This window comes from Pseudactinotalea terrae, from assembly GCF_009733845.1.
GTDB lineage: Bacteria > Actinomycetota > Actinomycetes > Actinomycetales > Beutenbergiaceae > Pseudactinotalea > Pseudactinotalea terrae.
On sequence record NZ_WNXZ01000003.1, the window covers coordinates 95342 to 118244 of the forward strand.

At 68.4% G+C, this 22903-nt stretch carries 33 protein-coding genes; 30 read left to right on the forward strand and 3 right to left on the reverse strand.

Going from position 1 to position 22903, the window contains the following annotated elements:
• Window positions 1–27: 27 nt before the first annotated feature.
• Both GPA03_RS11220 and GPA03_RS11225 read right to left on the reverse strand, forming a co-directional pair.
• Window positions 28–867, reverse strand: a complete 840-nt coding sequence (locus tag GPA03_RS11220) for an ABC transporter permease (protein WP_156252111.1) — start codon at window positions 865–867, stop codon at window positions 28–30.
• The gene (locus GPA03_RS11225; protein ID WP_156252112.1) at window positions 860–1660 is read right to left on the reverse strand and encodes an ABC transporter permease; all 801 of its coding nucleotides are present in this window, start codon (window positions 1658–1660) and stop codon (window positions 860–862) included. Before GPA03_RS11225 ends, GPA03_RS11220 begins: the two co-directional genes overlap by 8 nt.
• Window positions 1661–1852: 192 nt before the next feature.
• Between GPA03_RS11225 and GPA03_RS11230 the strand changes: the two genes are divergently transcribed.
• The 9 genes from GPA03_RS11230 (at window position 1853) to tuf (ending at window position 11245) form a co-directional block, all read left to right on the forward strand.
• Window positions 1853–2866 (forward strand): DUF6177 family protein, encoded by a 1014-nt coding sequence (locus GPA03_RS11230; RefSeq protein WP_156252113.1) that lies wholly within the window; start codon window positions 1853–1855, stop codon window positions 2864–2866.
• Window positions 2856–3221, forward strand: a complete 366-nt coding sequence (locus GPA03_RS11235) for a hypothetical protein (protein ID WP_156252114.1) — start codon at window positions 2856–2858, stop codon at window positions 3219–3221. The genes GPA03_RS11230 and GPA03_RS11235 overlap by 11 nt, the downstream gene beginning before the upstream one ends.
• Entirely contained in the window at window positions 3214–3582 is a 369-nt protein-coding gene (locus GPA03_RS11240; protein WP_156252115.1) for a DUF6507 family protein, read from the forward strand. The genes GPA03_RS11235 and GPA03_RS11240 overlap by 8 nt, the downstream gene beginning before the upstream one ends.
• A 12-nt stretch (window positions 3583–3594) precedes the next feature.
• Window positions 3595–5973: a hypothetical protein gene (locus tag GPA03_RS11245; protein ID WP_156252116.1), complete on the forward strand. Its 2379-nt coding sequence runs from the start codon at window positions 3595–3597 to the stop codon at window positions 5971–5973.
• Window positions 5974–5985: 12 nt separating this feature from the next.
• Window positions 5986–6513, forward strand: coding sequence for a DUF6301 family protein (locus tag GPA03_RS11250; RefSeq protein WP_156252117.1), 528 nt, complete (start codon window positions 5986–5988; stop codon window positions 6511–6513).
• A 346-nt stretch (window positions 6514–6859) separates the two neighbouring features.
• Window positions 6860–7234 carry a 30S ribosomal protein S12 gene (rpsL, locus tag GPA03_RS11255; RefSeq protein WP_156224023.1) on the forward strand — a complete coding sequence of 125 codons (375 nt, stop codon included), beginning with the start codon at window positions 6860–6862 and terminating at the stop codon, window positions 7232–7234.
• A complete protein-coding gene (gene rpsG / locus GPA03_RS11260) occupies window positions 7234–7704 on the forward strand; it encodes a 30S ribosomal protein S7 (protein WP_156252118.1) in 471 nt (156 codons plus the stop codon). Before rpsL ends, rpsG begins: the two co-directional genes overlap by 1 nt.
• Before the next feature lie 73 nt (window positions 7705–7777).
• Entirely contained in the window at window positions 7778–9880 is a 2103-nt protein-coding gene (gene fusA, locus GPA03_RS11265) for an elongation factor G (protein ID WP_156252119.1), read from the forward strand.
• Window positions 9881–10051: 171 nt separating this feature from the next.
• Window positions 10052–11245, forward strand: a complete 1194-nt coding sequence (tuf, locus tag GPA03_RS11270; protein WP_156252120.1) for an elongation factor Tu — start codon at window positions 10052–10054, stop codon at window positions 11243–11245.
• Window positions 11246–11456: 211 nt separating this feature from the next.
• Here tuf and GPA03_RS11275 read toward each other — a convergent pair whose 3' ends face one another.
• On the reverse strand, window positions 11457–12434 hold the full coding sequence (locus GPA03_RS11275) for a hypothetical protein (RefSeq protein WP_156252121.1): 978 nt from the start codon (window positions 12432–12434) through the stop codon (window positions 11457–11459).
• Window positions 12435–13003: 569 nt separating this feature from the next.
• On the opposite strand from GPA03_RS11275, the gene rpsJ reads away from it, so the two are divergent.
• From rpsJ to rplO, 21 genes are all read left to right on the forward strand, one after another.
• Entirely contained in the window at window positions 13004–13312 is a 309-nt protein-coding gene (rpsJ, locus tag GPA03_RS11280; protein ID WP_015883628.1) for a 30S ribosomal protein S10, read from the forward strand.
• Window positions 13313–13322: 10 nt separating this feature from the next.
• Window positions 13323–13991, forward strand: coding sequence for a 50S ribosomal protein L3 (rplC, locus tag GPA03_RS11285; RefSeq protein WP_156252122.1), 669 nt, complete (start codon window positions 13323–13325; stop codon window positions 13989–13991).
• A complete protein-coding gene (rplD, locus tag GPA03_RS11290) occupies window positions 13988–14695 on the forward strand; it encodes a 50S ribosomal protein L4 (protein WP_156252123.1) in 708 nt (235 codons plus the stop codon). The genes rplC and rplD overlap by 4 nt, the downstream gene beginning before the upstream one ends.
• A 5-nt stretch (window positions 14696–14700) precedes the next feature.
• Window positions 14701–14997, forward strand: coding sequence for a 50S ribosomal protein L23 (gene rplW / locus GPA03_RS11295; protein WP_156252590.1), 297 nt, complete (start codon window positions 14701–14703; stop codon window positions 14995–14997).
• A 29-nt stretch (window positions 14998–15026) separates the two neighbouring features.
• A complete protein-coding gene (gene rplB / locus GPA03_RS11300) occupies window positions 15027–15863 on the forward strand; it encodes a 50S ribosomal protein L2 (RefSeq protein ID WP_156252124.1) in 837 nt (278 codons plus the stop codon).
• 14 nt (window positions 15864–15877) lie between these two features.
• Window positions 15878–16159 carry a 30S ribosomal protein S19 gene (rpsS, locus tag GPA03_RS11305; protein ID WP_156252125.1) on the forward strand — a complete coding sequence of 94 codons (282 nt, stop codon included), beginning with the start codon at window positions 15878–15880 and terminating at the stop codon, window positions 16157–16159.
• Window positions 16160–16215: 56 nt separating this feature from the next.
• Window positions 16216–16587: a 50S ribosomal protein L22 gene (rplV, locus tag GPA03_RS11310; RefSeq protein ID WP_156252126.1), complete on the forward strand. Its 372-nt coding sequence runs from the start codon at window positions 16216–16218 to the stop codon at window positions 16585–16587.
• 4 nt (window positions 16588–16591) lie between these two features.
• Entirely contained in the window at window positions 16592–17410 is an 819-nt protein-coding gene (rpsC, locus tag GPA03_RS11315) for a 30S ribosomal protein S3 (RefSeq protein WP_156252127.1), read from the forward strand.
• A 3-nt stretch (window positions 17411–17413) separates the two neighbouring features.
• The gene (rplP, locus tag GPA03_RS11320) at window positions 17414–17830 is read left to right on the forward strand and encodes a 50S ribosomal protein L16 (RefSeq protein WP_156252128.1); all 417 of its coding nucleotides are present in this window, start codon (window positions 17414–17416) and stop codon (window positions 17828–17830) included.
• A gap of 2 nt (window positions 17831–17832) precedes the next feature.
• Window positions 17833–18075 carry a 50S ribosomal protein L29 gene (gene rpmC / locus GPA03_RS11325; protein ID WP_156252129.1) on the forward strand — a complete coding sequence of 81 codons (243 nt, stop codon included), beginning with the start codon at window positions 17833–17835 and terminating at the stop codon, window positions 18073–18075.
• Between the two features lie 11 nt (window positions 18076–18086).
• Complete coding sequence (gene rpsQ, locus GPA03_RS11330) at window positions 18087–18386, forward strand: 30S ribosomal protein S17 (protein WP_156252130.1); 300 nt, start codon at window positions 18087–18089, stop codon at window positions 18384–18386.
• Window positions 18387–18564: 178 nt separating this feature from the next.
• Window positions 18565–18933, forward strand: a complete 369-nt coding sequence (gene rplN, locus GPA03_RS11335) for a 50S ribosomal protein L14 (protein ID WP_156252131.1) — start codon at window positions 18565–18567, stop codon at window positions 18931–18933.
• Between the two features lie 3 nt (window positions 18934–18936).
• On the forward strand, window positions 18937–19275 hold the full coding sequence (gene rplX, locus GPA03_RS11340; RefSeq protein ID WP_156252132.1) for a 50S ribosomal protein L24: 339 nt from the start codon (window positions 18937–18939) through the stop codon (window positions 19273–19275).
• Window positions 19275–19862, forward strand: a complete 588-nt coding sequence (gene rplE / locus GPA03_RS11345; protein ID WP_156252133.1) for a 50S ribosomal protein L5 — start codon at window positions 19275–19277, stop codon at window positions 19860–19862. The genes rplX and rplE overlap by 1 nt, the downstream gene beginning before the upstream one ends.
• A 1-nt stretch (window position 19863) precedes the next feature.
• Window positions 19864–20049 (forward strand): type Z 30S ribosomal protein S14, encoded by a 186-nt coding sequence (locus GPA03_RS11350; RefSeq protein ID WP_156252134.1) that lies wholly within the window; start codon window positions 19864–19866, stop codon window positions 20047–20049.
• Window positions 20050–20127: 78 nt separating this feature from the next.
• The gene (gene rpsH, locus GPA03_RS11355; RefSeq protein WP_156252135.1) at window positions 20128–20526 is read left to right on the forward strand and encodes a 30S ribosomal protein S8; all 399 of its coding nucleotides are present in this window, start codon (window positions 20128–20130) and stop codon (window positions 20524–20526) included.
• A 13-nt stretch (window positions 20527–20539) separates the two neighbouring features.
• Entirely contained in the window at window positions 20540–21079 is a 540-nt protein-coding gene (rplF, locus tag GPA03_RS11360; RefSeq protein WP_156252136.1) for a 50S ribosomal protein L6, read from the forward strand.
• Between the two features lie 2 nt (window positions 21080–21081).
• Window positions 21082–21462: a 50S ribosomal protein L18 gene (gene rplR, locus GPA03_RS11365; protein ID WP_156252137.1), complete on the forward strand. Its 381-nt coding sequence runs from the start codon at window positions 21082–21084 to the stop codon at window positions 21460–21462.
• Between the two features lie 37 nt (window positions 21463–21499).
• Complete coding sequence (gene rpsE, locus GPA03_RS11370) at window positions 21500–22189, forward strand: 30S ribosomal protein S5 (RefSeq protein WP_156252138.1); 690 nt, start codon at window positions 21500–21502, stop codon at window positions 22187–22189.
• Window positions 22186–22371 (forward strand): 50S ribosomal protein L30, encoded by a 186-nt coding sequence (gene rpmD, locus GPA03_RS11375; RefSeq protein ID WP_156252139.1) that lies wholly within the window; start codon window positions 22186–22188, stop codon window positions 22369–22371. The genes rpsE and rpmD overlap by 4 nt, the downstream gene beginning before the upstream one ends.
• Window position 22372: 1 nt before the next feature.
• Window positions 22373–22855 (forward strand): 50S ribosomal protein L15, encoded by a 483-nt coding sequence (gene rplO, locus GPA03_RS11380; RefSeq protein ID WP_156252140.1) that lies wholly within the window; start codon window positions 22373–22375, stop codon window positions 22853–22855.
• Window positions 22856–22903: the final 48 nt, after the last annotated feature.

Here is a 22903-nt window from a genome sequence, read left to right on the forward strand (position 1 = left end):
AGGGGTGGCGGAGGGGCAGGTACGCGATCACGATCCGGCTCCTGTGTAGTGGCGAAGGCCGGCGCGCCAGATCAGCATCCCGGCCACCCAGCTGACGATCGCGGCGACCGGGCTGAACCATCCCAGCCACGCGGGCGTCCAGGCGGGACCGGGAAGATCGAGGATCAGCAGCGTCGGCAGGTACGCGGTGAAGGCGGCAGGCACCACGAAGGTGAAGAGGACGCGCATCGGCAGGGTGAAGATCGCCGTCGGGAAGCTCGAGGCGTAGCTGCTCCCGTACGTGAAGGAGTTGGCGAGCTCGCTGCCCTCGATCAGCCAGAACTGCACGCCGGCGGCCGCGACGAACAGGGCGCAGAAGATCGCGGTCCCCGCGATCGGGGTGATGACGAGCAGAGCGATCGTCGCCGGCGTGAAGGTGATCGGGTTGACCACGAGCGCGACCACGAGCACGGCGATCGAGAGCGCGGTCCGGCCGAACCGCCGGAGCTGGATGTCGCTGGTCACGAGCTGCGCGAGCACCGGCAGCGGCCGCAGCAGGAACGCATCGAGCGTGCCCGCCCGCAGGTAGGTGGGAATGCGGTCGAGGTGCCCCACCAGGAGGTCGGCCAGGCTGAAGCTGATGTTGGAGAGCGCGAACAGCAGCGCCAGCCCCGCGAAGTCCAGGCCGCCGAGCACGCTGATCGAGGAGAAGATCACGTAGATCTCGGCGAACTCGATCACGCCGACGCCGAAGGAGCCGAGCAGGTCGAGCGCGAACGAGCGGCGGTAGGCGAACTGGGAACGGAGCCGGGAGGAGACCAGGGCGACGTACGGGGAGGCCCAGCCGGTCGCCGTCGGGCGCTCGGTGTGCGTGGTGAGCTCAGCCACCCTGCACCACCAGCTTGCGCGTACCCAGGCGCCAGAGGAGCTGGCCGGCGAGCAGCACACCCAGGGCCCAGGCGACCTGCACGCCGATGAGCCAGAGCGCCGCGAGGCCGGTGTCGCGGCCCATGATGACGTCGATGGGGGTCTGCAGCATCGAGGGGAAGGGCGTGGCAGCGGCGAGCGTGGCCATCCAGTCGGGGAACCAGTGCACCGGCACGATCAGGCCGCAGAGGATGTTCGAGGCCATCAGGTACAGCGTCGAGGCGCCGCGCATCTCGATGATCCAGAACGCGGCGAGGCTGACGAGCCACCGGCAGGCGAACGAGATGATCACGGCGAGCACGATGCTGACGATCCCCAGCAGGTAGGGGAGGAGGTTGGCGGGGAGCGCGAGCCCTGTGACGAGCGCGCCCACCAGCAGCGGCGGGGCGCCCCGGGGCAGGAACGTGAACGCGGCGCGGCCGAGATCGGCGCTGAGGTAGGCGAGCTGGGGGTCGACGGGGCGGGAGAGGTCGACGGCGATGTCCCCTGTGCGGATGCGCTCGACCAGGTCGTTGGACCAGAACACGTTGACAGGGCCGATCAGCGCCTGCGCCAGCCAGGCGTAGGTGGCGCCCTCGATCGGGCCGTACCCGGCCAGCTGACCGCCGGCGGCGCCGACCGCACCCATGGTGATCGCGGCCTTGATGAGACCGAAGACGGTGTTGGTCACCGCGCCCGCCAGAGCGGCGCTCCGGTAGGTGGACCACCGCCGCCAGCCCGTCTGTGTCAGGACGGCGAGCGTGGCGACGGACACAAGCGCGAGAACATACTCCGTCTCGGGTGGGGCGTCAACGGCTGGGGCGGCCCGCGTGCGTCGGCCCTGCTCGCTCGGGTGCCGACGGACCCTGGGCAGTGCTCCCCATCGCGGGGCATGTCCGCCGGGAGGCGATCTCCTTACGATGGTGAGCAGCCCGCACCAGTCCGTTCACAGCCCTGAGGAGTCCCGTTGGCGTCGCGCTCGGCCCCCCGGTTCCTGAACCCGATCAGTGACGAGGTGACGGACGACCACGCGGTCTACGCGAGCAGCACCGACGTGGTCGCACTGACCGCGCCGGTGGCGGCGTTCCTGGAGTTCTGCGACCACGAACGGATCCGCCCGGTGCTCCTGACCGGGCCGGGGGTGCGGCTCACCGCGGCGTGCGCGACCATGCTCACCGACATCCGTGGTTTCTGGGCGGTCCACGGGCCAGACGGCGTCCTCGAGGCCGCGACCGGCCGCCCGGTGACCTCGTTCGCCGATCTGTGGCTCCCGCACGAGGCGGCCCCGCCGGGGGTCGTCCACGACGGCGTCGTCTCGATCACCCTCGACGCGTACGTCAGGCATCGCGCCGACAACGCGACCCGGATCGGGGTCGTCGCCGAGCTCGCGGCCGGCGCGCTCGGCGTCGCGCTGCCCCACCGGTGGGGTGTCTGGGAGCCCTTCGGCCGCCGCTGGGACACCGACGCGATGACCGCGTTCCTGCGCGCGCAGATGCCGCAGACCGGTCCTGTCCACGCCGTCGGCGAGGAGACGACGTTCTTGACCCAGCGGGTCGGACGCACCCGGCGCGGCCTGCTCGAGCACCTCCGCTTCTCCGCGCGACCGGCCTCAGGTGAGGACCTGCACGGCCAGGCGACGGCGCTGCTCGCCAGGCTCGAGGAGGCTGCCGACGTCGAGATCGCCGTGGTCACGACCCGCACCAGCGAGGCCGACGGCACCGTCCGCCCGGGCGGCTATCCCGCCACGGCGCCGCTCGCCGCGGTGCTGGGCCCGCGGGTCACCCACCATCTCGGCATCGACACCGCGGCGCTCGCCGAACGGCATCGGGTCTCCAGCCTCGGTCGCGCTCGCACTCCCAGCACGCTCATCGACTTCGGTGGTACCGACAACCCCTGGCACCGGCTGCTCGACCTCGGGTTGGCTCTCGAGCCGGACCGGGTGCTGTCCACCCTCGGCGTGGAGGTGCCCGATGCCGGCTGAGCTCGCGATGCTGCACGAGACCGCTCCCGCGCCCGCCGAGATCCTCGAGGCGTTCGGCAAGGTGTGCCCAGGCGGCTCGGCGCTCGAGCTGCGCGACGGGCAGATCACGGTGCTCATGGACGATCTGGGCAGACACGTGATGACGATCTTCCCCTCGGTCCCCATCGAGATGGATGTCCGCTCAGTGGTCCACGACCTGGAGCTCGCCGAGGCCCCGGTCGCCGGCGTGCGGTCCTGGATCGACGTGACGATCCCGCTCGGTGACGACGGGGCGCGGGAGCGTGCTGCGCGACAGGTCGCGCAGCTGACCAACGGCTGGCTGCACGTACGCGAAGGAGGCGAGCCCCATGTCTAGGTGGCAGATCGATCCGTCCGAGATCACTACCGTGCTCGAGGGCGTGGTGCCCCAGAAGGAGCAGCTGGAGGGCGAGCTGACCGAGGAGAAGTTCGCGGGTATCGGTGAGGGCCTGACCTGGGGCTCGATGATCACCGGGGTGGTGCCGAACGCCCTCAGCCTGCTGCTGAGCGACCAGAGCGCAGCGCTCTCCAACGTGGTCAACCGCGTCAACGCCGGCGTGCTCGGTGTCAGCAACGCGACGATCGCCTACAACAACGGCCAGGAAGACATGCTCGGGAACTTCCAGCGGGAGATGCTCGAGGCCTCCGTGGACGGCGACTTCAGCTACTTCGAGGCCAACGGCCACCGGCCCGAGTAAGGAGACGTTGAGATGAGCGCTGACGTTTGCTACGCCCCGACCGATGTCGACATGCTGATCGACCCGGAGCAGTTCCCGTGCAAGTCCGCCGACTTCGACGTCGAGGCCATCAGGACCTCGGCGGACCGCGTCCAGGCGATGGGTGAGGGCGTCGCCGAGCAGATGTCCGGGATCTCCACGACCTGGGCCGGCCTCCAGACGCCCGGCACCTACGAGGGACCGGAGCAGCAGCAGGTCTACGACCTGATGACGCCGGCCGTGACCTCGGCCGACGGGCTGGAGAGCGTGCTGGTCGACGCGGCGACCCTGCTGCGCACCTACGCCGGCGAGCTCGAGGACGTGCAGGGGCGGCTGGCCACGCTCGAGGCCGACGCCAGGGAGTTCCGCGCGAGCGTGATCAACGGCGTCGAGGTCGTCGCTGCCGAGTCCAACGACGCGGGCTTCGGCGACTACGCGGCCTGGGCGTTCGACTGGGTCCCTGGCGTGGACCAGCGCACCGTCACCGTGCCGTGGAATCAGGACTCGGCGAGCAGGGACCGCAACGCCGAGCTGCTCGAGCTCCACGCCGGCATCCTCGCGGAGATCTCGACGGCGGCCACCACCTGCTCGAACGGGCTCAAGGGCCTGATCACGAACTCGTGCGTGTCCGAGGACGTGGCGTACACCGCCGAGGTCTTCCTGGACACGAGCGTCCCGATGCCGTGGGGCTCGCCCGTCGACGAGGACCGCAACTGTCCCGAGTCGGTCGGCCACGGTGTCGCGAACTTCGGGGTCGGCCTCTGGGAAGGCGGCGCCACGATCCTCGGGTTCGACGTCGAGAACGGCTACTCGTGGAGCCTCGGCGGGCTGGGCGATGGTCTCTGGGGCGTGGTCGACGTGGTCGGCTCGCTCGCGATCACCGTCGTGACCGCTCCGGCCGTGGTCTGGTACACCGACAACAAGGACAGCAACGCCGTCGCGGGCTGGCTGTACGACCGCGCGGTCACCGGGACCACCGCCGCCGGTGGCTTGATCGGGTTCGACATGACCGAGGCGCTCGACGGCGGCAACGGGTGGCACCGCTGGGAGAACGACCCCTGGGCCACCGGCACCGAGAGCGTGCTCAACGTGGGTACGTTCTTCATCCCGGTCGGGGCGGTGGCACGCGGCTCCACCGCTGCGGCCCGGGCCTCCCGCCTCCTCGCCGGTGCCACCGAGTTCATCGTGCCCGGTGGGTCGTGGCTGCTCAACGGCGGCGCGCGCGCGGTCGGCCTCGGCAGGATCCTCGATGACATCCCGTTCCGGCCCACCCGTCCCGGAGGCCCGAACCCCCTCGCCAACCTGGTCGACGCCGTCGACGACCTTCCCACGCCTGTCTCGGACGCCGTCTTCCCGCGGACCCCGGAGCTGCCCGAGACCCCGTCGGGCAGCCAGGTGCCCGACACCACGCACCCCCACCTTCCCGATCAGCCTGGCTCCGGCACCCACCCGCTCGGGGACAACGCCGGCACGGGCACGCCCGATGGCGCCGGCACCCCCGGCTCCGGGCAGCCCGGGGCGGGAGGCCACGGTCAGCCGGACTCGAGCGGCCACGGCCAGCCGGACCCGGGCACCGCGCCCGATCCGCAGGCCGAGCAGGCGGCCCGCACGGCCGACCCGCAGCCGCAGCCGGACATCGACGTGCCGGAGAGCACTGCCCGCACTGATGCGGTCGAGGCCCGCGCGGACGCCGTCGAGACTCGCGCGGACGCCGTCGCGGAGCGGGCCGCAGCGATCGAGCGGCTGCAGGAGATGGGCTACGACGTCTCGCCGAGCGATCTCACGGTGAAGAAGATCGAGGCCACGATCGACCGGCTGACCGACGACCTGTTCGACTCGGACCTGAGTGGCCCCGAGTTCGACGCCCAGTACGCAGCCATCACCGACCTTCGGGCCGCCGCGCTCGCCGAGCGGGCGTCGTACGTGAACCAGGTGGACATGACCGAGGGGCTCGGTGACACCGGCCTGGTCGACGCGCTGGAGGCGCAGGGCGCCGACGTCGTGATCGCGCCGGAGCAGTCCAGCTCGGGGCGCTTCGACGGCGTCGGTTACCAGGCAGCCACCGACTCCGCCCCGGGCCAGCTGATCGTGGGCGAGGCGAAGGGCGGCTCGGCCCGGCTGAGCGAGAACGGCCGACTCCTCGAGGACGGCAGCCGCGCGGCTCAGGGGTCGACGCTCTACTTCAACGAGATCTGGCGCCGCGACCCCGCGCTCCAGCAGCTCTTGCAGGATCGGCCCGACATCGCGGCCGGGATCGCCGACGGCAGCATCGAGATCCGGTACCAGCTGGTGCACACGGCAGCCGACGGCACCGTGACCGTCTCGGACCTGCCGCTCGACCCGGCGTACCTGGACCTCGGGCTCGATCAGTAGGATCGGAGGATCATGACCGAGACAGCGCACGCCACGTCCGATGACCTGAGGTCGATCCTCACCGCCTTCAGCGAGGCCGGGTGGCCCGTGCCCCGAGCCGAGGTCGTGGCGATCGCCGAGCGTCTGGGCTGGACCGTGCGGTCGGACACCGAGCGCGGCATCATGTTCATGACCGGCCTGCCGTACCGCCGCGCACGCGCCGACTGCCTCCTCCTGGAGGATCACCTCGGGCAGCTGACCATCGGGCTGACCGATCGGGTCGATGGCGATGACGCGGCCTCGCGTGAGCCGCTGCGAGCGATCGAGCGCGATCTCGTCGCGGCCGCGGCCGAGGTCCTCGGGGAGCCGAGCGGCAGCTCGGCCGGCCGGCCACGGACGTACTGGGATCTCGATGCGGGCGCGCGTATCGCCGTCGAGAACACGGGTGACCGGGTGATCCTCGCCGTCCTCGGCAAGCAGGTCGCCGATGTCGAGCGAGCCGAGGCCCGGTTGGGCGTCGATCCGGATCGTGTCGTGGGCACCGATCCCGAGCCGGCGTGATCTCCTGCGTGTGATCTCGGCCTCCTCGAGCGGATTGGTCCCTGTGACCGCTTTTGAGCTGGCCCATCCGTGTTGTACTCTGGACGGCGGTGCCCGCTGAGGCGGGCTCTCGCGTGTGCGCAGCTCTGCTCGCGCGTCGCACCTTGAGGGGCGATGCAGCGGTGGGGCGGCAAGGCGGTTGTCAGACCGGCCGAGCGCACCGACCATCGCTTCACCGCGGTGACCGGTGCGTCTTGAGACCGGCGCGACACGCCCGAGTGCGGGGGTCATAGCGACAGCCGGGCAGTAACGAGACAAGACGTAGCGGTATCGAACAGCAGTACCTCAGACACGGGACGGAGACCCAGTGCCCACCATTCAGCAGCTGGTCCGCAAGGGCCGCAGCGCCAAGGTCGGCAAGACCAAGACGCCTGCCCTCAAGGGCAGCCCGCAGCGCCGCGGCGTGTGCACGCGCGTGTTCACGACCACGCCGAAGAAGCCGAACTCCGCCCTCCGCAAGGTGGCGCGTGTGAAGCTCTCCAGCGGCATCGAGGTCACCGCCTACATCCCCGGCGTCGGCCACAACCTGCAGGAGCACTCCATCGTGCTCGTGCGTGGCGGTCGTGTCCGCGACCTGCCGGGTGTGCGTTACAAGATCGTCCGCGGCGCCCTCGACACCCAGGGTGTCCGTGGCCGCCAGCAGGCCCGCAGCCGTTACGGCGCCAAGAAGGAGAAGAAGTAATGCCTCGTAAGGGCCCGGCCCCGAAGCGGCCGCTCGCGATCGACCCGGTCTACGAGTCGACCACCGTCACCCAGCTCGTGAACCGCGTGCTGCTCGACGGCAAGAAGTCGACCGCTGAGCGGATCGTCTACGACGCGCTCGAGGGCGTTCGCAGCAAGACCCAGCAGGAGCCGGCGCAGGTTCTCAAGCGCGCGCTCGAGAACGTCCGCCCCACCCTCGAGGTCCGCTCCCGCCGTGTCGGTGGCGCCACCTACCAGGTGCCGGTCGAGGTTCGTACCGCTCGCCAGACCACGCTCGCGCTGCGCTGGCTCGTCGACTACGCCCGCGCTCGCCGCGAGAAGACGATGACCGAGCGACTCATGAACGAGATCCTCGACGCCAGCAACGGCCTGGGTGCCGCTGTCAAGCGTCGCGAGGACACGCACAAGATGGCTGAGTCCAACCGGGCGTTCGCGCACTACCGCTGGTAGTCCGCCGCGGTCCGAGCGCTGACCAGCGCGTGACCGCCTTATTCGTGCTCAACACCACCAGAAAAGGGCAACCGTGGCACAGGACGTGCTGACCGACCTGAACAAGGTCCGCAACATCGGCATCATGGCGCACATCGACGCCGGCAAGACGACGACGACCGAGCGGATCCTGTTCTACACCGGCGTCAACTACAAGATGGGCGAGACCCACGACGGCGCCTCGACGACCGACTGGATGGAGCAGGAGAAGGAGCGCGGCATCACGATCACCTCCGCCGCGGTGACCTGCTTCTGGAACAACAACCAGATCAACATCATCGACACCCCCGGGCACGTCGACTTCACCGTCGAGGTGGAGCGCAGCCTGCGTGTTCTCGATGGCGCGGTTGCCGTCTTCGACGGCAAGGAGGGCGTGGAGCCCCAGTCGGAGACCGTCTGGCGGCAGGCCGACAAGTACAACGTCCCCCGCATCTGCTTCGTCAACAAGATGGACAAGCTGGGCGCGGACTTCTACTTCACCGTCGACACGATCATCAACCGCCTCAAGGCCAAGCCGCTGGTCATCCAGCTGCCGATCGGCGCCGAGAACGACTTCGAGGGCGTCGTCGACCTGGTGGAGATGCGTGCACTCACGTGGCGTGGAGAGACCGAGCTGGGCGCCGCCTGGACCACCGAGGAGATCCCCGCGGACCTCGCCGAGAAGGCGGAGAAGTACCACGGCGAGCTCATCGAGGCAGTGGCGGAGACCGACGAGGAGCTTCTCGAGAAGTACCTCGGCGGCGAGGAGCTGACCGTCGCGGAGATCAAGGCCGGCATCCGCAAGCTCACGATCGCCGGCGACGCGTTCCCGGTGCTGTGCGGCTCGGCGTTCAAGAACAAGGGCGTGCAGCCCATGCTCGACGCCGTGATCGACTACCTCCCCACCCCGCTGGACGTTCCCTCGATCGACGGGCACGACCCGAAGGACGAGGAGAAGGTCGTCGAGCGTCACGCCGACGAGAACGAGCCGTTCTCGGCGCTGGCCTTCAAGGTCGCGGCGCACCCGTTCTTCGGCAAGCTCTTCTACGTCCGGGTGTACTCCGGCAAGATCTCCTCCGGCTCCCAGGTCCTCAACGCGACCAAGGGGAAGAAGGAGCGCATCGGGAAGATGTTCCAGATGCACTCCAACAAGGAGAACCCTGTCGAGGAGGCGCACGCGGGTCACATCTACGCGTTCATCGGCCTCAAGGACGTCACCACCGGTGACACGCTCAGCGACATCAACGAGCCGGTCGTGCTCGAGTCGATGACGTTCCCGGAGCCCGTGATCTCGGTGGCGATCGAGCCCAAGACGAAGGGTGACCAGGAGAAGCTCTCCACGGCCATCCAGCGCCTGTCCGACGAGGACCCGACGTTCCAGGTCAGCCTGAACGCCGAGACCGGTCAGACCGTGATCGCCGGCATGGGCGAGCTCCACCTCGACATCCTCGTCGACCGCATGCGGCGCGAGTTCAAGGTCGAGGCGAACGTGGGCAAGCCCCAGGTCGCGTACCGCGAAACCATCCGCCGCACGGTGGAGAAGCACAACTACACCCACAAGAAGCAGACGGGTGGGTCCGGTCAGTTCGCGAAGATCCAGATCACGCTCGAGCCCCTCGACTCCGAAGCCGGCGAGATGTACGAGTTCGTGAACGCCGTCACTGGTGGCCGCGTCCCGCGCGAGTACATCCCGAGCGTCGATGCAGGTATCCAGGACGCGATGGGCAGCGGTGTGGTGGCGGGCTACCCGATGGTCGGCATCAAGGCCACGCTCGTCGATGGCGCCTACCACGAGGTCGACTCCTCGGAGATGGCGTTCAAGATCGCCGGCACCATGGCGCTCAAGGAGGCCGTCCGACTGGCTGACCCGTGCCTGCTGGAGCCGATCATGGATGTCGAGGTGCGTACGCCCGAGGAGTACATGGGCGACGTGATCGGCGACGTGAACTCCCGCCGCGGCCAGATCCAGTCGATGGCCGACGCGACCGGTGTCAAGGTCGTGCGGGCACTGGTGCCATTGTCGGAGATGTTCGGCTACATCGGCGACCTGCGGTCTCGTACCCAGGGTCGTGCGGTGTACTCGATGCAGTTCAGCAACTACGCGGAGGTTCCGCGTAACGTCGCTGACGAGATCATCGCGAAGACCCGAGGCGAGTGAACGCACGGGGTCTCCGGCCCCCGTGTCATCGCTCTCGCTGAGCTAGCGTTGGAGATCTTCTTCGACGCAACCAGAACAGATAACCAAGTCGTAGGATTCACAAGGCCCTGACTCCGGCAAGCCCGCCGGAAGACGGACGACACACCTACCCGAGTTCCAGGAGGAACCACAGTGGCGAAGGCCAAGTTCGAGCGGACCAAGCCGCACGTCAACATCGGCACCATCGGTCACGTCGATCACGGCAAGACCACGCTGACGGCGGCGATCACCAAGGTGCTCGCTGACAAGTACCCCGACCTGAACACGTTCACCCCGTTCGACCAGGTCGACAACGCTCCCGAGGAGCGTCAGCGCGGTATCACGATCAACGTCTCGCACGTCGAGTACCAGACCGAGAAGCGCCACTACGCGCACGTCGATGCCCCTGGTCACGCCGACTACATCAAGAACATGATCACCGGTGCGGCTCAGATGGACGGCGCGATCCTCGTGGTCGCCGCCACTGACGGCCCGATGGCGCAGACCCGTGAGCACGTGCTGCTCGCCCGTCAGGTCGGTGTGCCCTACCTGCTGGTCGCGCTGAACAAGTCGGACATGGTCGACGACGAGGACATCCTCGAGCTCGTCGAGGTCGAGGTGCGCGAGCTCCTCACCAGCCAGGAGTTCGACGGCGACAACGTTCCGGTCGTGCGCGTCTCGGGCCTCAAGGCTCTCGAGGGCGACCCGGAGTGGGTCAAGTCGGTCGAGGACCTCATGGAGGCCGTCGACGAGAACGTGCCGGACCCGGTGCGCGACATCGACAAGCCGTTCCTCATGCCCATCGAGGACGTCTTCACGATCACCGGTCGTGGCACCGTCGTCACCGGTCGTGTCGAGCGTGGTCACCTCAACGTCAACGAGGAGGTCGAGATCGTCGGTATCAAGCCGACCGCCATCAAGACCACCGTCACCGGTGTTGAGATGTTCCGCAAGCTGCTCGACTACGCCGAGGCCGGCGAGAACGTCGGTCTGCTCCTGCGCGGCACCAAGCGTGAGGAGGTCGAGCGCGGCCAGGTCGTCGTGAAGCCGGGTTCGATCACCCCGCACACCGACTTCGAGGCCCAGGTCTACATCCTGGCCAAGGACGAGGGTGGGCGTCACAACCCGTTCTACTCGAACTACCGCCCGCAGTTCTACTTCCGCACCACCGACGTCACCGGCGTCATCACGCTGCCCGAGGGCACCGAGATGGTCATGCCTGGTGACAACACCGAGATGTCGGTCGAGCTGATCCAGCCGATCGCCATGGAGGAGGGCCTCGGCTTCGCCATCCGTGAGGGTGGCCGCACCGTCGGCTCCGGTCGTGTGACCAAGATCCTCAAGTGATCTCCCGCCGGGTCTGACCCGGCACCGGCAAAGGGCCCGTCGACAGCGTCAGCTGTCGGCGGGCTCTTCGCCATTGCCCGCCTGTGGCGGTGAGTGCGCACCGTGGCGGTGAGTGCGTACTGCGGGGGGTGCGCACTCGCCGTGGATGTGCGCGCTCAGCGGCGCGGCGCAGGGTGGCGGCTGAGTGGGTCCCTGAGCGCCGGCCGCGGTGTCAGGGTGTCGCGGGTCGATGCCGGGAACTTCGACAGCAGCCAGGCCGCGGCCTGGGCGGTGTTGTGGAGGCGATCTTGGTGACGCGATGGACGGCGACGTCGGCTGACTCGATCGTGTCCTCGCGCCACTTCTCCTCAGCGACAGCACGAAGGATCGACTCCGGGGTGGGGCCGTACTTGCCCTCGCCGTCGTACTCGAGCGTGATCGCACGCCTCGGCCAGTCCGGTGCGGTCGCCAGCCAGGCAAGGTCGCTGAAGTACTGGTTCCCGTCGATCCACTGCTCCCACTCGCATATCGGTTCGGGTAGCCCGATCGCCAGCGCCAGCCATCGCAGCTCCGACTCCTGCGGTGATCCGGAGAGGCCGGTGGCGAGTCGCAGCACCTCACGAGCGCGTACGACGTTGCGGCGTACCCCCGACGCAGCAAGGAGGGACAGCAGCTCAGCGCGCACGACTGCCTCGCGCGACAACGAGGCGGCGCGATCGTGCTTGTCGACATCGGCAAGCTGTTGAAGCGCCCTGTCCACCGCGGCAAGACCCTGGCGGGGTGGAAGGAGCTGCGCGCAGCTGATCGCGTTCAGCTTCGGCGCGAGCACGGGGAGCCCGTGTACCAGGACGATGTCGTCGTCGGTGAGGGTGGGCCGGTAGTGGCGGACGACGTCCGAGCTGCGGCGACCGTTCGGATTCACCACCTGACTGATCTCCACGACGCCCGGATCGAACCGCACCGGCCAGCGATGCAGCGCGGCGCCGGTGCGGTGGCTGAACGCGAAGCGTGTGGTCAGCCGTTGCGCCACGGCCGCGCAGCGAGCGAGCAGCGCCTCGTGACGGACCTTCCGCGGGTCGGTCTGGGTGGTGGGCTCGCGGTAGGAACCTCGACGGATCCGCTCGGCCTCGCCCACCCGCTGCAGCCCACGCAGCTGGTCATAGCCGTACTCCCGTACGGTGAGAATCCGTGGCGGTCTGAGGTCGGTCATGGCTCGAGGGTCGCGGACCCGATGGCATGGCGCACCGCCACGCCAGGGGTGCTGTGGACACAGGCGCATCTGGCTGCCCCTGTGGACAGCCGTGCCGAACCCCGCGCATCTCCGACCTGGGTGTCCGCCTCGCCGGCCTGACTGCGCACATCGACGGTGAGAGCGCACGGTGCACGGTGCGCACTCGCCGTCGAGGTGCGCACTCGGCAGGGTGGGCGGGTTCACAGGGGAGTGTCGAGACTCGACTTGGGTTCCACGGATCCGTGTGGCAAACTAGTCCGGTTGCCTCGTCCAGAGGTGGGGTTTCGTGCGGCTCGGAAGCGGGCCACACAGGAGCCGCCCTGGAGAGAGAGCAACCGCCGGTCCGACCGACTGGCACGGTTGACCAGTCAGGCTGGGAGCCGGAGCCAGGCAGCGGACCACCACAGTCCATCCCGACCACCCTCGCAGGTGCGTGAGCACAGGGCGAGAGGCACGGATGTGCCGCGCAGATGTATGACCACAAGCGCGACACGCCCGAGCGCGGGGGTCGGTCGGAGCGGTACGAAGAGAAAGACACATACGACGCCATGGCGGGACAGAAGATCCGCATCCGGCTCAAGTCCTACGACCACGAGGTCATCGACAGCTCGGCGCGCAAGATCGTCGACACGGTGACTCGCGCTGGTGCAACGGTCGTGGGCCCGGTGCCGCTGCCGACGGAGAAGAACGTGTTCTGCGTCATTCGTTCGCCGCACAAGTACAAGGACAGCCGCGATCACTTCGAGATGCGGACCCACAAGCGGCTGATCGACATCATCGACCCGACGCCGAAGGCTGTCGACTCGCTCATGCGGCTCGACCTGCCTGCCGACGTCAACATCGAGATCAAGCTCTGAGGTTCGGCTCATGACTGCAACTACTACGCCCGAGCGCGCCGTCAAGGCGCTGCTGGGCACCAAGCTCGGAATGACCCAGGTGTGGGACGAGGCCGGCAAGCTCCGCCCCGTCACCGTGATCGAGGTTGGCAACAACGTCGTCACCCAGGTCAAGTCCCCCGAGACCGATGGTTACTCCTCGGTCCAGCTCGGTTACGGCCAGATCGACCCGCGCAAGCTCACGCAGCCGCTGCGGGCTCGGTTCGACGCCGCCGGCGTGACCCCCCGTCGCCACCTCGCTGAGGTGCGTACCTCGGACGCCGCTGAGTACAGCGTCGGCCAGGAGCTGACGGTGGAGCTCTTCGGCGCGGACGACGTCGTGGACGTCGTCGGCACCACCAAGGGCAAGGGCACCGCCGGTGTCATGAAGCGTCACGGCTTCTCCGGCGTGGGCGCCTCGCACGGTGCGCACCGCAACCACCGCAAGCCCGGGTCGATCGGTGGCGCCTCGACGCCGTCGCGCGTCTTCAAGGGACTGCGCATGGCTGGTCGCATGGGGCATGACCGCCAGACCACCCAGAACCTCACGATCCACAGCGTCGACGCCGAGAAGGGCCTCCTTCTCATCGTCGGCCCGGTGCCGGGCCCCAAGGGCGGCATCGTCGTGGTCAAGACCGCCGCTAAGGGGGCCCAGCGATGACCGCCGTCGACATCCTCGACGCCAAGGGCAAGAAGTCGGGCTCCACCGACCTCCCCGCCGACATCTTCGACGTTCAGGCGAACGTCCCGCTGATCCACCAGGTCGTCGTGGCCCAGCTCGCAGCAGCGCGCCAGGGCACGCACAAGGCCAAGAGCCGCGGCGAGGTCCGCGGTGGTGGCAAGAAGCCGTACCGCCAGAAGGGCACCGGCCGCGCCCGTCAGGGTTCGACCCGTGCGCCGCAGTTCGCCGGCGGTGGCGTCGTGCACGGGCCCGTCCCGCGCGACTACAGCCAGCGGACCCCCAAGAAGATGAAGGCTGCCGCTCTCCGTGGCGCTCTCTCCGACCGCGCGCGCGCCGACAAGGTCCACGTCGTCACCGGCTTCGTCTCGGGCGATGCGCCCTCGACGGCCGAGGCGTTGGCCACGCTCGCGGGCATCGCATCCTCGCGCCACGTTCTCGTGGTGCTCTCCCGTGGTGACGACACCACCTGGAAGAGCCTGCGCAACGTGCCGAGCGTGCACCTGCTGCACCCGGACCAGCTGAACACCTACGACGTGCTCGTCTCCGACGACGTCGTGTTCACCGCCGACGCGCTCGAGACGTTCGTCGCGGGCCCGGCCACCGGTCGCAGCGTGACCGCGGCCGCCAGCTCGGCCGAGATCGTCGAGGACGCCGACGACAGCACCGTGGAGGACGCCAAGTGAGCGACATCAGCACGAAGCACCCGCACGACGTCATCGTCGCGCCGGTCGTCTCCGAGAAGAGCTACAACCTTCTCGACGAGGGCAAGTACACCTTCCTGGTCGACCCCAGCGCGAACAAGACCGAGATCAAGCTCGCGATCGAGAAGATCTTCTCGGGCGTCAAGGTTGCGTCGGTCAACACGATCAACCGCAAGGGCAAGGCCCGTCGTACCCGCTTCGGCCTCGGCCGTCGCAAGGACACCAAGCGCGCCATCGTGACGCTGCGTGAGGGCACCATCGACATCTTCGGCGGAGCCGGCTGAGCCGGGCCGAAAGGTAGAGGAACAGATCAATGGGCATCCGTAAGTACAAGCCGACGACGCCGGGCCGCCGTGGCAGCTCCGTCGCCGACTTCGTCGAGATCACCCGGTCGACGCCGGAGAAGTCGCTCGTCCGACCGCTCACCAAGTCCGGTGGCCGCAACAGCACGGGCCGCATCACCACCCGTCACATCGGTGGTGGCCACAAGCGCGCCTACCGCGTCATCGACTTCCGTCGTCACGACAAGGACGGCGTCCCCGCGACCGTCGCTCACATCGAGTACGACCCCAACCGCACCGCGCGCATCGCGCTGCTGCACTACGCCGACGGCACGAAGCGCTACATCATCGCGCCGAACCGCCTCAAGCAGGGGGACCGTGTCGAGGCCGGCGCAGGCGCCGACATCAAGCCCGGCAACAACCTGCCGCTGCGCAACATCCCGACCGGTACGGTCATCCACGCCATCGAGCTCAAGCCCGGTGGCGGCGCGAAGATCGCCCGCTCGGCCGGGGCATCGGTCCAGCTCGTCGCCAAGGACGGCCCCTACGCCCAGCTGCGGATGCCCTCGGGCGAGATCCGCAACGTGGACGCTCGCTGCCGCGCCACCATCGGCGAGGTCGGCAACGCCGAGCAGAGCAACATCAACTGGGGCAAGGCCGGCCGCATGCGGTGGAAGGGCAAGCGCCCGACCGTCCGCGGTGTCGCCATGAACCCTGTCGACCACCCGCACGGTGGTGGTGAGGGCAAGACCTCCGGTGGTCGCCACCCGGTCAGCCCCTGGGGCCAGGCCGAGGGCCGCACCCGCCGTCCGAACAAGCCGAGCGACAAGCTGATCGTGCGCCGTCGCCGTACCGGCAAGAAGCGCTAAGGAGCACCCCAGACATGCCTCGCAGCCTGAAGAAGGGTCCCTTCGTCGACGACCACCTCCAGAAGAAGGTGGACGTTCAGAACGACAAGGGCACCAAGACCGTCATCAAGACCTGGTCGCGCCGGTCGGTCATCACGCCCGACTTCCTGGGCCACACCTTTGCGGTGCACGACGGCCGCAAGCACGTCCCGGTGTTCGTCACCGAGTCGATGGTGGGCCACAAGCTGGGCGAGTTCGCCCCCACCCGCACCTTCCGCGGGCACGAGAAGGACGACCGGAAGGCGCGCCGCCGCTGATCGCGGCGGTGTACCGACCGATACGTAGACGTCGAACAGACAAGTAAGGACACACGATGGAAGCCAAGGCGCAGGCGCGGTTCGTGCGTGTGACGCCCCAGAAGGCACGGCGTGTCGTTGACACGATTCGTGGCAAGGGCGCGTCCGACGTGATCACGCAGCTCCGCTTCGCACCGCAGTCGGCCGCTGAGCCGGTCCGCAAGCTCGTTGAGAGTGCGATCGCGAATGCACGCGTGAAGGCGGACCAGGCCTCTGAGCGGTTCGACGAGGGTGACCTCGTCATCGCCGAGGCGTTCGTCGACGAGGGCCCGTCCCTCAAGCGGTTCCGTCCTCGTGCGCAGGGTCGCGCGAGCCGGATCTTGAAGCGAACGAGCCACATCACGGTGATCGTGGCGGATCAGTCCCAGATCTCTGAAGGGGGTCGCTGAGAATATGGGTCAGAAGGTCAACCCGCACGGCTACCGCCTCGGCATCACGACCGACCACCGCACGCGGTGGTTCGCCGACAGCACCAAGGCCGGCCAGCGTTACCGCGACTACGTGAACGAGGACGTGCAGATCCGCAAGCTCATGGCCACCGGCCTCGAGCGTGCAGGCATCGCCAAGGTCGAGATCGAGCGCACGCGTGACCGCGTCCGCATCGACCTCCACACCGCGCGTCCGGGCATCGTCATCGGCCGCCGCGGCGCCGAGGCGGACCGCCTGCGTGGCGAGCTCGAGAAGCTCACCGGCAAGCAGGTGCAGCTCAACATCCTCGAGGTGAAGAACCCCGAGACGGACGCTCAGCTGGTGGCGCAGGGCATCGCGGAGCAGCTCGCCTCGCGTGTCTCCTTCCGCCGCGCGATGCGCAAGGGGATGCAGTCCGCCCAGCGCGCCGGTGCCAAGGGCATCAAGGTCCAGGTCTCCGGTCGCCTCGGCGGCGCCGAGATGAGCCGCTCGGAGTTCTACCGCGAGGGTCGGGTGCCGCTGCACACGCTCCGCGCGATGATCGACTTCGGCTTCTTCGAGGCCCGTACCACCTTCGGCCGCATCGGCGTGAAGGTCTGGATCTACAAGGGCGACCTCACCGAGCGGGAGTACGCCCAGCAGCAGGCGAGCGCAGCCCCGCGGCAGCGCCGCAACGACCGTGGCGAGCGCGGTGGCCGTGGCGGCCGTCGCGACGACGCCCCCGCGCAGCAGTCTGCCCCGGCTGAGGATGCTTCGGCTTCCGCTCCGGCAGCTGCCGCTCCGACGTCAGAGAAGGAGGCCTGAGCCTTGCTGATTCCCCGGCGGACCAAGCACCGCAAGCAGCATCACCCCAAGCGCACCGGCCAGGCTTCCGGCGGCACCACGATCTCCTTCGGCGACTACGGCATCCAGGCGCTCGAGCCCGCGTACGTCACGAACCGTCAGATCGAGGCCGCTCGTATCGCCATGACCCGCCACATCAAGCGTGGCGGCAAGGTGTGGATCAACATCTTCCCCGACCGTCCGCTCACGAAGAAGCCTGCCGAGACCCGCATGGGTTCCGGTAAGGGTTCACCCGAGTGGTGGGTCGCCAACGTCAAGCCCGGCCGAGTGATGTTCGAGCTCGCCGGTGTCGATGAAGAGCTTGCTCGTGAGGCCATGCGCCGCGCGCAGCACAAGCTCCCGATGAAGACGCGGTTCGTGAGCCGCGAAGGTGGTGAGTGAAGATGGCGATCGGTTCTGCGGAGCTGGCTGTCTCGGAGCTTGACGGTATGACGTCGGAGCTGCTCGTGGCGGAGCTCAAGAAGGCCAAGAACGAGCTGTTCAACCTGCGTTTCTCCTCTGCCACCGGGCAGCTGGAGGACCACGGCCGGCTCAAGACCGTGCGTCGCGACATCGCGCGCATCTACACGATCCTGCGCGAGCGTGAGCTCGGCATCCGCACCGAGCCGTCCGTGGACGCGAAGTGAGCGAGGACAACATGGCAAACACTGCAGAGAGCACGGAGGGTGCGGCCGTCGAGACCGCCGCCCGTCCGTACCGCAAGTCGCGCCGCGGCTACGTCGTCAGCGACAAGATGGACAAGACCGTCGTGGTCGAGGTCGAGGAGCGTGTCAAGCACGCGCTCTACGGCAAGGTCCTTCGCCGCAGCTCCCGCGTCAAGGCGCACGACGAGGCCAACGCGGCCGGCGTCGGTGACCTCGTGCTGATCCAGGAGACCCGCCCGCTGTCCGCGACCAAGCGGTGGCGCATCGTGGAGATCCTCGAGAAGGCCAAGTAATCCGGCCTTCGGCCCAGAGGCATCGAACGGCTGCGCCGCACTGCCCGATGTTCCGTCGAACCAAGCTCGCTTCGCTCGACGGTTCGGCGGGCCTCCGGCGGTAGGCAGCCAGACCAAGACCAGATCTGTTCGGCCAGGCTCGTAGGGATACGAGAACCGGCATGACAAGGAGAATCCAGTGATTCAGCAGGAGTCGCGACTGAAGGTCGCCGACAACACGGGTGCCAAGGAGATCCTTTGCATCCGTGTGCTCGGCGGTTCCGGTCGTCGTTACGCCGGCATCGGCGACACGATCGTCGCCACCGTCAAGGATGCGATCCCGGGCGGCAACGTCAAGAAGGGCGATGTCGTCAAGGCGGTCATCGTGCGCACCACCAAGGAGCGCCGTCGTCCGGACGGGTCCTACATCAAGTTCGACGAGAACGCAGCCGTCATCCTCAAGGCTGACGGCGAGCCGCGCGGCACGCGCATCTTCGGCCCGGTGGGCCGCGAGCTGCGCGACAAGCGGTTCATGCGCATCGTCTCCCTGGCACCGGAGGTGCTCTGAGCCATGGCGAAGATCAAGAAGGGCGACCTCGTCGTCGTCATCACCGGCCGCGACAAGGGCCAGCAGGGCCGCGTGCTCGAGGTCCAGGAATCTGGGCGCGTCGTTGTCGAGGGCGTGCAGCGCGTGAAGCGTCACACCAAGGTGTCGCAGAGCCAGCGCGGCACCCGTAGCGGTGGCATCGAGACCGTCGAGGCCCCGATCCACGTCAGCAACGTGATGCTCGTCGACCCCGAGACCAAGCGTGGCACGCGGGTCGGCTACCGCAACGAGCAGGTCGAGCGCGACGGCCGCACCAAGACCCAGCGGGTCCGTGTGGCGCGACGCTCCGGTAAGGACATCTGATGACCACCACAGAGATCAACGAGACCGAGCGCGCGCCGAAGACCGCGCCGCGCCTGAAGTCGGTCTACCGCGCGGACATCGCTCCTGCCCTCAAGGAGGAGTTCGGTCACGCGAACCCGCACCAGGTCGCCGGCCTCGTCAAGGTCGTCGTCAACATGGGTGTCGGGGACGCGGCTCGCGACTCGAAGCTGATCGAGGGTGCGGTCCGTGACCTCACGCTGATCACGGGTCAGAAGCCCGTCGTCACCAAGGCGCGCAAGTCCATCGCTCAGTTCAAGCTGCGCGAGGGTCAGCCGATCGGCACGCACGTCACGCTGCGCGGCGACCGCATGTGGGAGTTCCTGGACCGGCTGCTCAGCTTCGCGCTGCCCCGCATCCGTGACTTCCGCGGGCTGTCGAGCAAGCAGTTCGACGGCAACGGCAACTACACCTTCGGTCTGACGGAGCAGTCGATGTTCCACGAGATCGACCAGGACAAGATCGACCGGGTTCGCGGCATGGACATCACCGTCGTGACCACGGCCACCACCGACGACGAGGGCCGTTCGCTGCTCCGCCGTCTCGGCTTCCCCTTCAAGGAGGACTGACATGGCGAAGACTGCGCTGATCCAGAAGGCGAACCGCAAGCCCAAGTTCGCGGTGCGCGCCTACACCCGGTGCAACCGGTGCGGACGTCCGCACTCCGTGTACCGCAAGTTCGGCCTGTGCCGAGTGTGCCTGCGGGAGATGGCCCTGGCGGGCCAGCTCCCGGGCGTGACCAAGAGCAGCTGGTAAATCGAACGTCGTAGGTCCACGAAGGACGCCGCGAAGCGGTGCCGAGTGGAAACCCCGACGAGGAAGGGCTGAGGCCCGATGACAATGACAGACCCCATCGCCGACATGTTGACGCGTCTGCGCAACGCAAACTCGGCGTACCACGAGACGGTCTCCATGCCGTTCTCCAAGCTGAAGTCGCACATCGCGGAGATTCTCCAGGCGGAGGGCTACATCGCCTCCTGGAGCGTCGCTGACGCCGAGGTGGGCAAGACGCTGACCCTGGACCTCAAGTTCGGGCCGAACCGTGAGCGCTCGCTCGCTGGTGTGCGTCGTGTGTCCAAGCCCGGTCTGCGCGTGTACGCAAAGTCCACCAACCTGCCCAAGGTGCTCGGCGGCCTCGGCGTGGCGATCCTGTCCACGTCCTCAGGTCTGCTCACCGACAAGCAGGCGGCCAAGAAGGGCGTGGGTGGGGAAGTCCTCGCCTACGTCTGGTGAGGGAGGTACCGACATGTCCCGCATCGGCAAGATTCCGGTCACCGTGCCTTCTGGCGTCGACGTCACCATCGACGGCGCCCAGGTGACGGTCAAGGGGCCCAAGGGCACCCTTTCCCACAGCATCCCCACCCCCATCACGGTGGACTTCGGCGACGACGGCGCCCTCGTGGTGACCCGCCCCAACGACGAGCGTGAGTCGCGCTCGCTGCACGGCCTCACCCGCACCCTCCTCGCGAACCTGGTCACGGGTGTGACCGCTGGTTACGAGAAGAAGCTCGAGATCGTCGGCACCGGTTACCGCGTCATCTCGAAGGGCAACTCCCTGGAGTTCGCTCTCGGGTTCTCGCACCCGGTCGTCGTCGACGCCCCCGAGGGCATCTCGTTCGCAGTCGAGGGTCCCACCAAGTTCACCGTCTCCGGCATCGACAAGCAGCAGGTCGGTGAGGTCGCCGCGAACATCAGGAAGATCCGCAAGCCCGAGCCCTACAAGGGCAAGGGTGTGCGGTACGCGGGCGAGCAGGTCCGCCGCAAGGTCGGAAAGGCTGGTAAGTAGCCATGGCTGGTATCAAGGGCGTCCGCACTGGCGGAGGCAAGCGCACCGCGCGTGCGCGCCGGCACCTCCGGCTGCGCAAGCGGATCCACGGCACCCCGCAGCGGCCGCGTCTGGTCGTCAACCGCAGCGCACGCCACATGGTCGCGCAGCTGGTCGACGACACCACGGGCACGACCCTGGCGTCGGCGTCCACCCTCGAGGTCGACGTCCGCGCGGCCGAGGGTGTGAAGACCGACAAGGCACGCCTGGTCGGTGAGCTGGTCGCTGAGCGCGCCACCGCCGCGGGCATCACCGCCGCCGTGTTCGACCGGGGCGGCAACGCCTACCACGGTCGCGTGGCCGCGGTTGCCGATGGTGCTCGCGAGAAGGGCCTCGCCCTGTGAGCATCTCGAAGAACGTCAACGAGCAAAGGAACGCATGATGGCTGCTCCGCAGCGTGGCGGCCGCACTGGCGGCCCGAACACCGGCACCGCCGGCGGCGGCGACCGTAACGAGCGCTCCGGCGACCGCAACGACCGCCGCGGCGGTCGGGGCGGGGACCGTCGTCGCGACGACGCCCAGGCGAGCAACTTCGTCGAGCGTGTCGTGACGATCAACCGCGTGTCCAAGGTCGTCAAGGGCGGTCGGCGCTTCAGCTTCACGGCGCTGGTCGTCGTGGGTGATGGCGACGGCACCGTCGGCGTCGGCTACGGCAAGGCCAAGGAGGTGCCCGCGGCGATCGCCAAGGGTGTCGAGGAGGCCAAGAAGAACTTCTTCAAGGTGCCGCGGATCCAGAACACGATCCCGCACCCGGTCCTCGGTGAGGCTGCGGCCGGCGTGGTCTTCCTGCGCCCGGCCAGCCCCGGTACCGGCGTTATCGCCGGTGGCCCGGTGCGCGCCGTGCTGGACTGCGCCGGCATCCACGACGTGCTGAGCAAGTCGCTCGGCTCGACGAACGCGATCAACATCGTCCACGCCACCGCCCAGGCGCTGCGCAACCTGGAGCGCCCGGAGTCGGTCGCGGCCCGCCGTGGCCTCCCGCTGGAGGATGTCGCTCCGGCGGCGCTGCTCCGCGCACAGGCCGAGGGTCGGGCTGCCAAGGCGGCTGAGAAGGAGGCTGCGGCGTCATGACACAGCTCAAGGTGACCCAGACGAAGTCGCAGATCGGCGGCAAGCAGAACCAGCGCGCCACGCTTCGCTCGCTCGGTCTCAAGCGCGTCGGTCAGACTGTCGTGATCGAGGACCGTCCCGAGCTTCGTGGGATGGTCAACACGGTGGCGCACCTCGTCGCCGTCGAGGAAGTCGAGGACTGACATGGCTACCAAGAAGTCAGAGGAGAGCACCAAGGGTGCGACCTCGCTGAAGGTGCACCACCTGCGTCCGGCCCCCGGCGCCCACACCCCCAAGACCCGCGTGGGTCGCGGTGAGGGCGGCAAGGGCGGCAAGACCGCAGGTCGCGGTACCAAGGGAACGAAGGCGCGCTACCAGGTGCCGGCACGCTTCGAGGGTGGCCAGACCCCCCTCCACATGCGGCTGCCCAAGCTGCGCGGCTTCAAGAACGCGTTCCGGGTCAGCTACCAGGTCGTGAACCTGGACAAGCTGAGCGAGCTGTACCCCGATGGCGGCACCGTCACCGTCGAGGACCTCGTGTCCAAGGGTGCGGTGCGCGCTGGCCACAAGGTCAAGGTTCTCGGCACCGGTGACCTGAGCGTCAAGCTCGACGTGACCGTGGACGCCTACTCGGCATCGGCGAGCGAGAAGATCGCTGCCGCTGGCGGGACCGCTTCCCAGATCTGAGCCCGACGGCGGGGCGGCCTCGTATGGGGCCGCCTCGCCGTTCTCGGG

What these genes read in the sequence shown, in the direction of transcription:
- GPA03_RS11350 (WP_156252134.1), top strand. Translation starts at nt 19,864, where the DNA reads ATGGCGAAGACTGCGCTGATCCAGAAGGCGAACCGCAAGCCCAAGTTC.
- rplB (WP_156252124.1), top strand. Translation starts at nt 15,027, where the DNA reads ATGGGCATCCGTAAGTACAAGCCGACGACGCCGGGCCGCCGTGGCAGC.
- GPA03_RS11245 (WP_156252116.1), top strand. Translation starts at nt 3,595, where the DNA reads ATGAGCGCTGACGTTTGCTACGCCCCGACCGATGTCGACATGCTGATC.
- rpsE (WP_156252138.1), top strand. Translation starts at nt 21,500, where the DNA reads ATGGCTGCTCCGCAGCGTGGCGGCCGCACTGGCGGCCCGAACACCGGC.
- rpsJ (WP_015883628.1), top strand. Translation starts at nt 13,004, where the DNA reads ATGGCGGGACAGAAGATCCGCATCCGGCTCAAGTCCTACGACCACGAG.
- GPA03_RS11235 (WP_156252114.1), top strand. Translation starts at nt 2,856, where the DNA reads ATGCCGGCTGAGCTCGCGATGCTGCACGAGACCGCTCCCGCGCCCGCC.
- GPA03_RS11275 (WP_156252121.1), bottom strand. Translation starts at nt 12,434, where the DNA reads ATGACCGACCTCAGACCGCCACGGATTCTCACCGTACGGGAGTACGGC.
- rpsS (WP_156252125.1), top strand. Translation starts at nt 15,878, where the DNA reads ATGCCTCGCAGCCTGAAGAAGGGTCCCTTCGTCGACGACCACCTCCAG.
- GPA03_RS11250 (WP_156252117.1), top strand. Translation starts at nt 5,986, where the DNA reads ATGACCGAGACAGCGCACGCCACGTCCGATGACCTGAGGTCGATCCTC.
- GPA03_RS11240 (WP_156252115.1), top strand. Translation starts at nt 3,214, where the DNA reads ATGTCTAGGTGGCAGATCGATCCGTCCGAGATCACTACCGTGCTCGAG.
- rplF (WP_156252136.1), top strand. Translation starts at nt 20,540, where the DNA reads ATGTCCCGCATCGGCAAGATTCCGGTCACCGTGCCTTCTGGCGTCGAC.
- rpsC (WP_156252127.1), top strand. Translation starts at nt 16,592, where the DNA reads ATGGGTCAGAAGGTCAACCCGCACGGCTACCGCCTCGGCATCACGACC.
- rplE (WP_156252133.1), top strand. Translation starts at nt 19,275, where the DNA reads ATGACCACCACAGAGATCAACGAGACCGAGCGCGCGCCGAAGACCGCG.
- rpmD (WP_156252139.1), top strand. Translation starts at nt 22,186, where the DNA reads ATGACACAGCTCAAGGTGACCCAGACGAAGTCGCAGATCGGCGGCAAG.
- rplD (WP_156252123.1), top strand. Translation starts at nt 13,988, where the DNA reads ATGACCGCCGTCGACATCCTCGACGCCAAGGGCAAGAAGTCGGGCTCC.
- rplC (WP_156252122.1), top strand. Translation starts at nt 13,323, where the DNA reads ATGACTGCAACTACTACGCCCGAGCGCGCCGTCAAGGCGCTGCTGGGC.
- rplR (WP_156252137.1), top strand. Translation starts at nt 21,082, where the DNA reads ATGGCTGGTATCAAGGGCGTCCGCACTGGCGGAGGCAAGCGCACCGCG.
- rpmC (WP_156252129.1), top strand. Translation starts at nt 17,833, where the DNA reads ATGGCGATCGGTTCTGCGGAGCTGGCTGTCTCGGAGCTTGACGGTATG.
- rpsG (WP_156252118.1), top strand. Translation starts at nt 7,234, where the DNA reads ATGCCTCGTAAGGGCCCGGCCCCGAAGCGGCCGCTCGCGATCGACCCG.
- rplX (WP_156252132.1), top strand. Translation starts at nt 18,937, where the DNA reads ATGGCGAAGATCAAGAAGGGCGACCTCGTCGTCGTCATCACCGGCCGC.
- rpsQ (WP_156252130.1), top strand. Translation starts at nt 18,087, where the DNA reads ATGGCAAACACTGCAGAGAGCACGGAGGGTGCGGCCGTCGAGACCGCC.
- rpsH (WP_156252135.1), top strand. Translation starts at nt 20,128, where the DNA reads ATGACAATGACAGACCCCATCGCCGACATGTTGACGCGTCTGCGCAAC.
- rplO (WP_156252140.1), top strand. Translation starts at nt 22,373, where the DNA reads ATGGCTACCAAGAAGTCAGAGGAGAGCACCAAGGGTGCGACCTCGCTG.
- rplV (WP_156252126.1), top strand. Translation starts at nt 16,216, where the DNA reads ATGGAAGCCAAGGCGCAGGCGCGGTTCGTGCGTGTGACGCCCCAGAAG.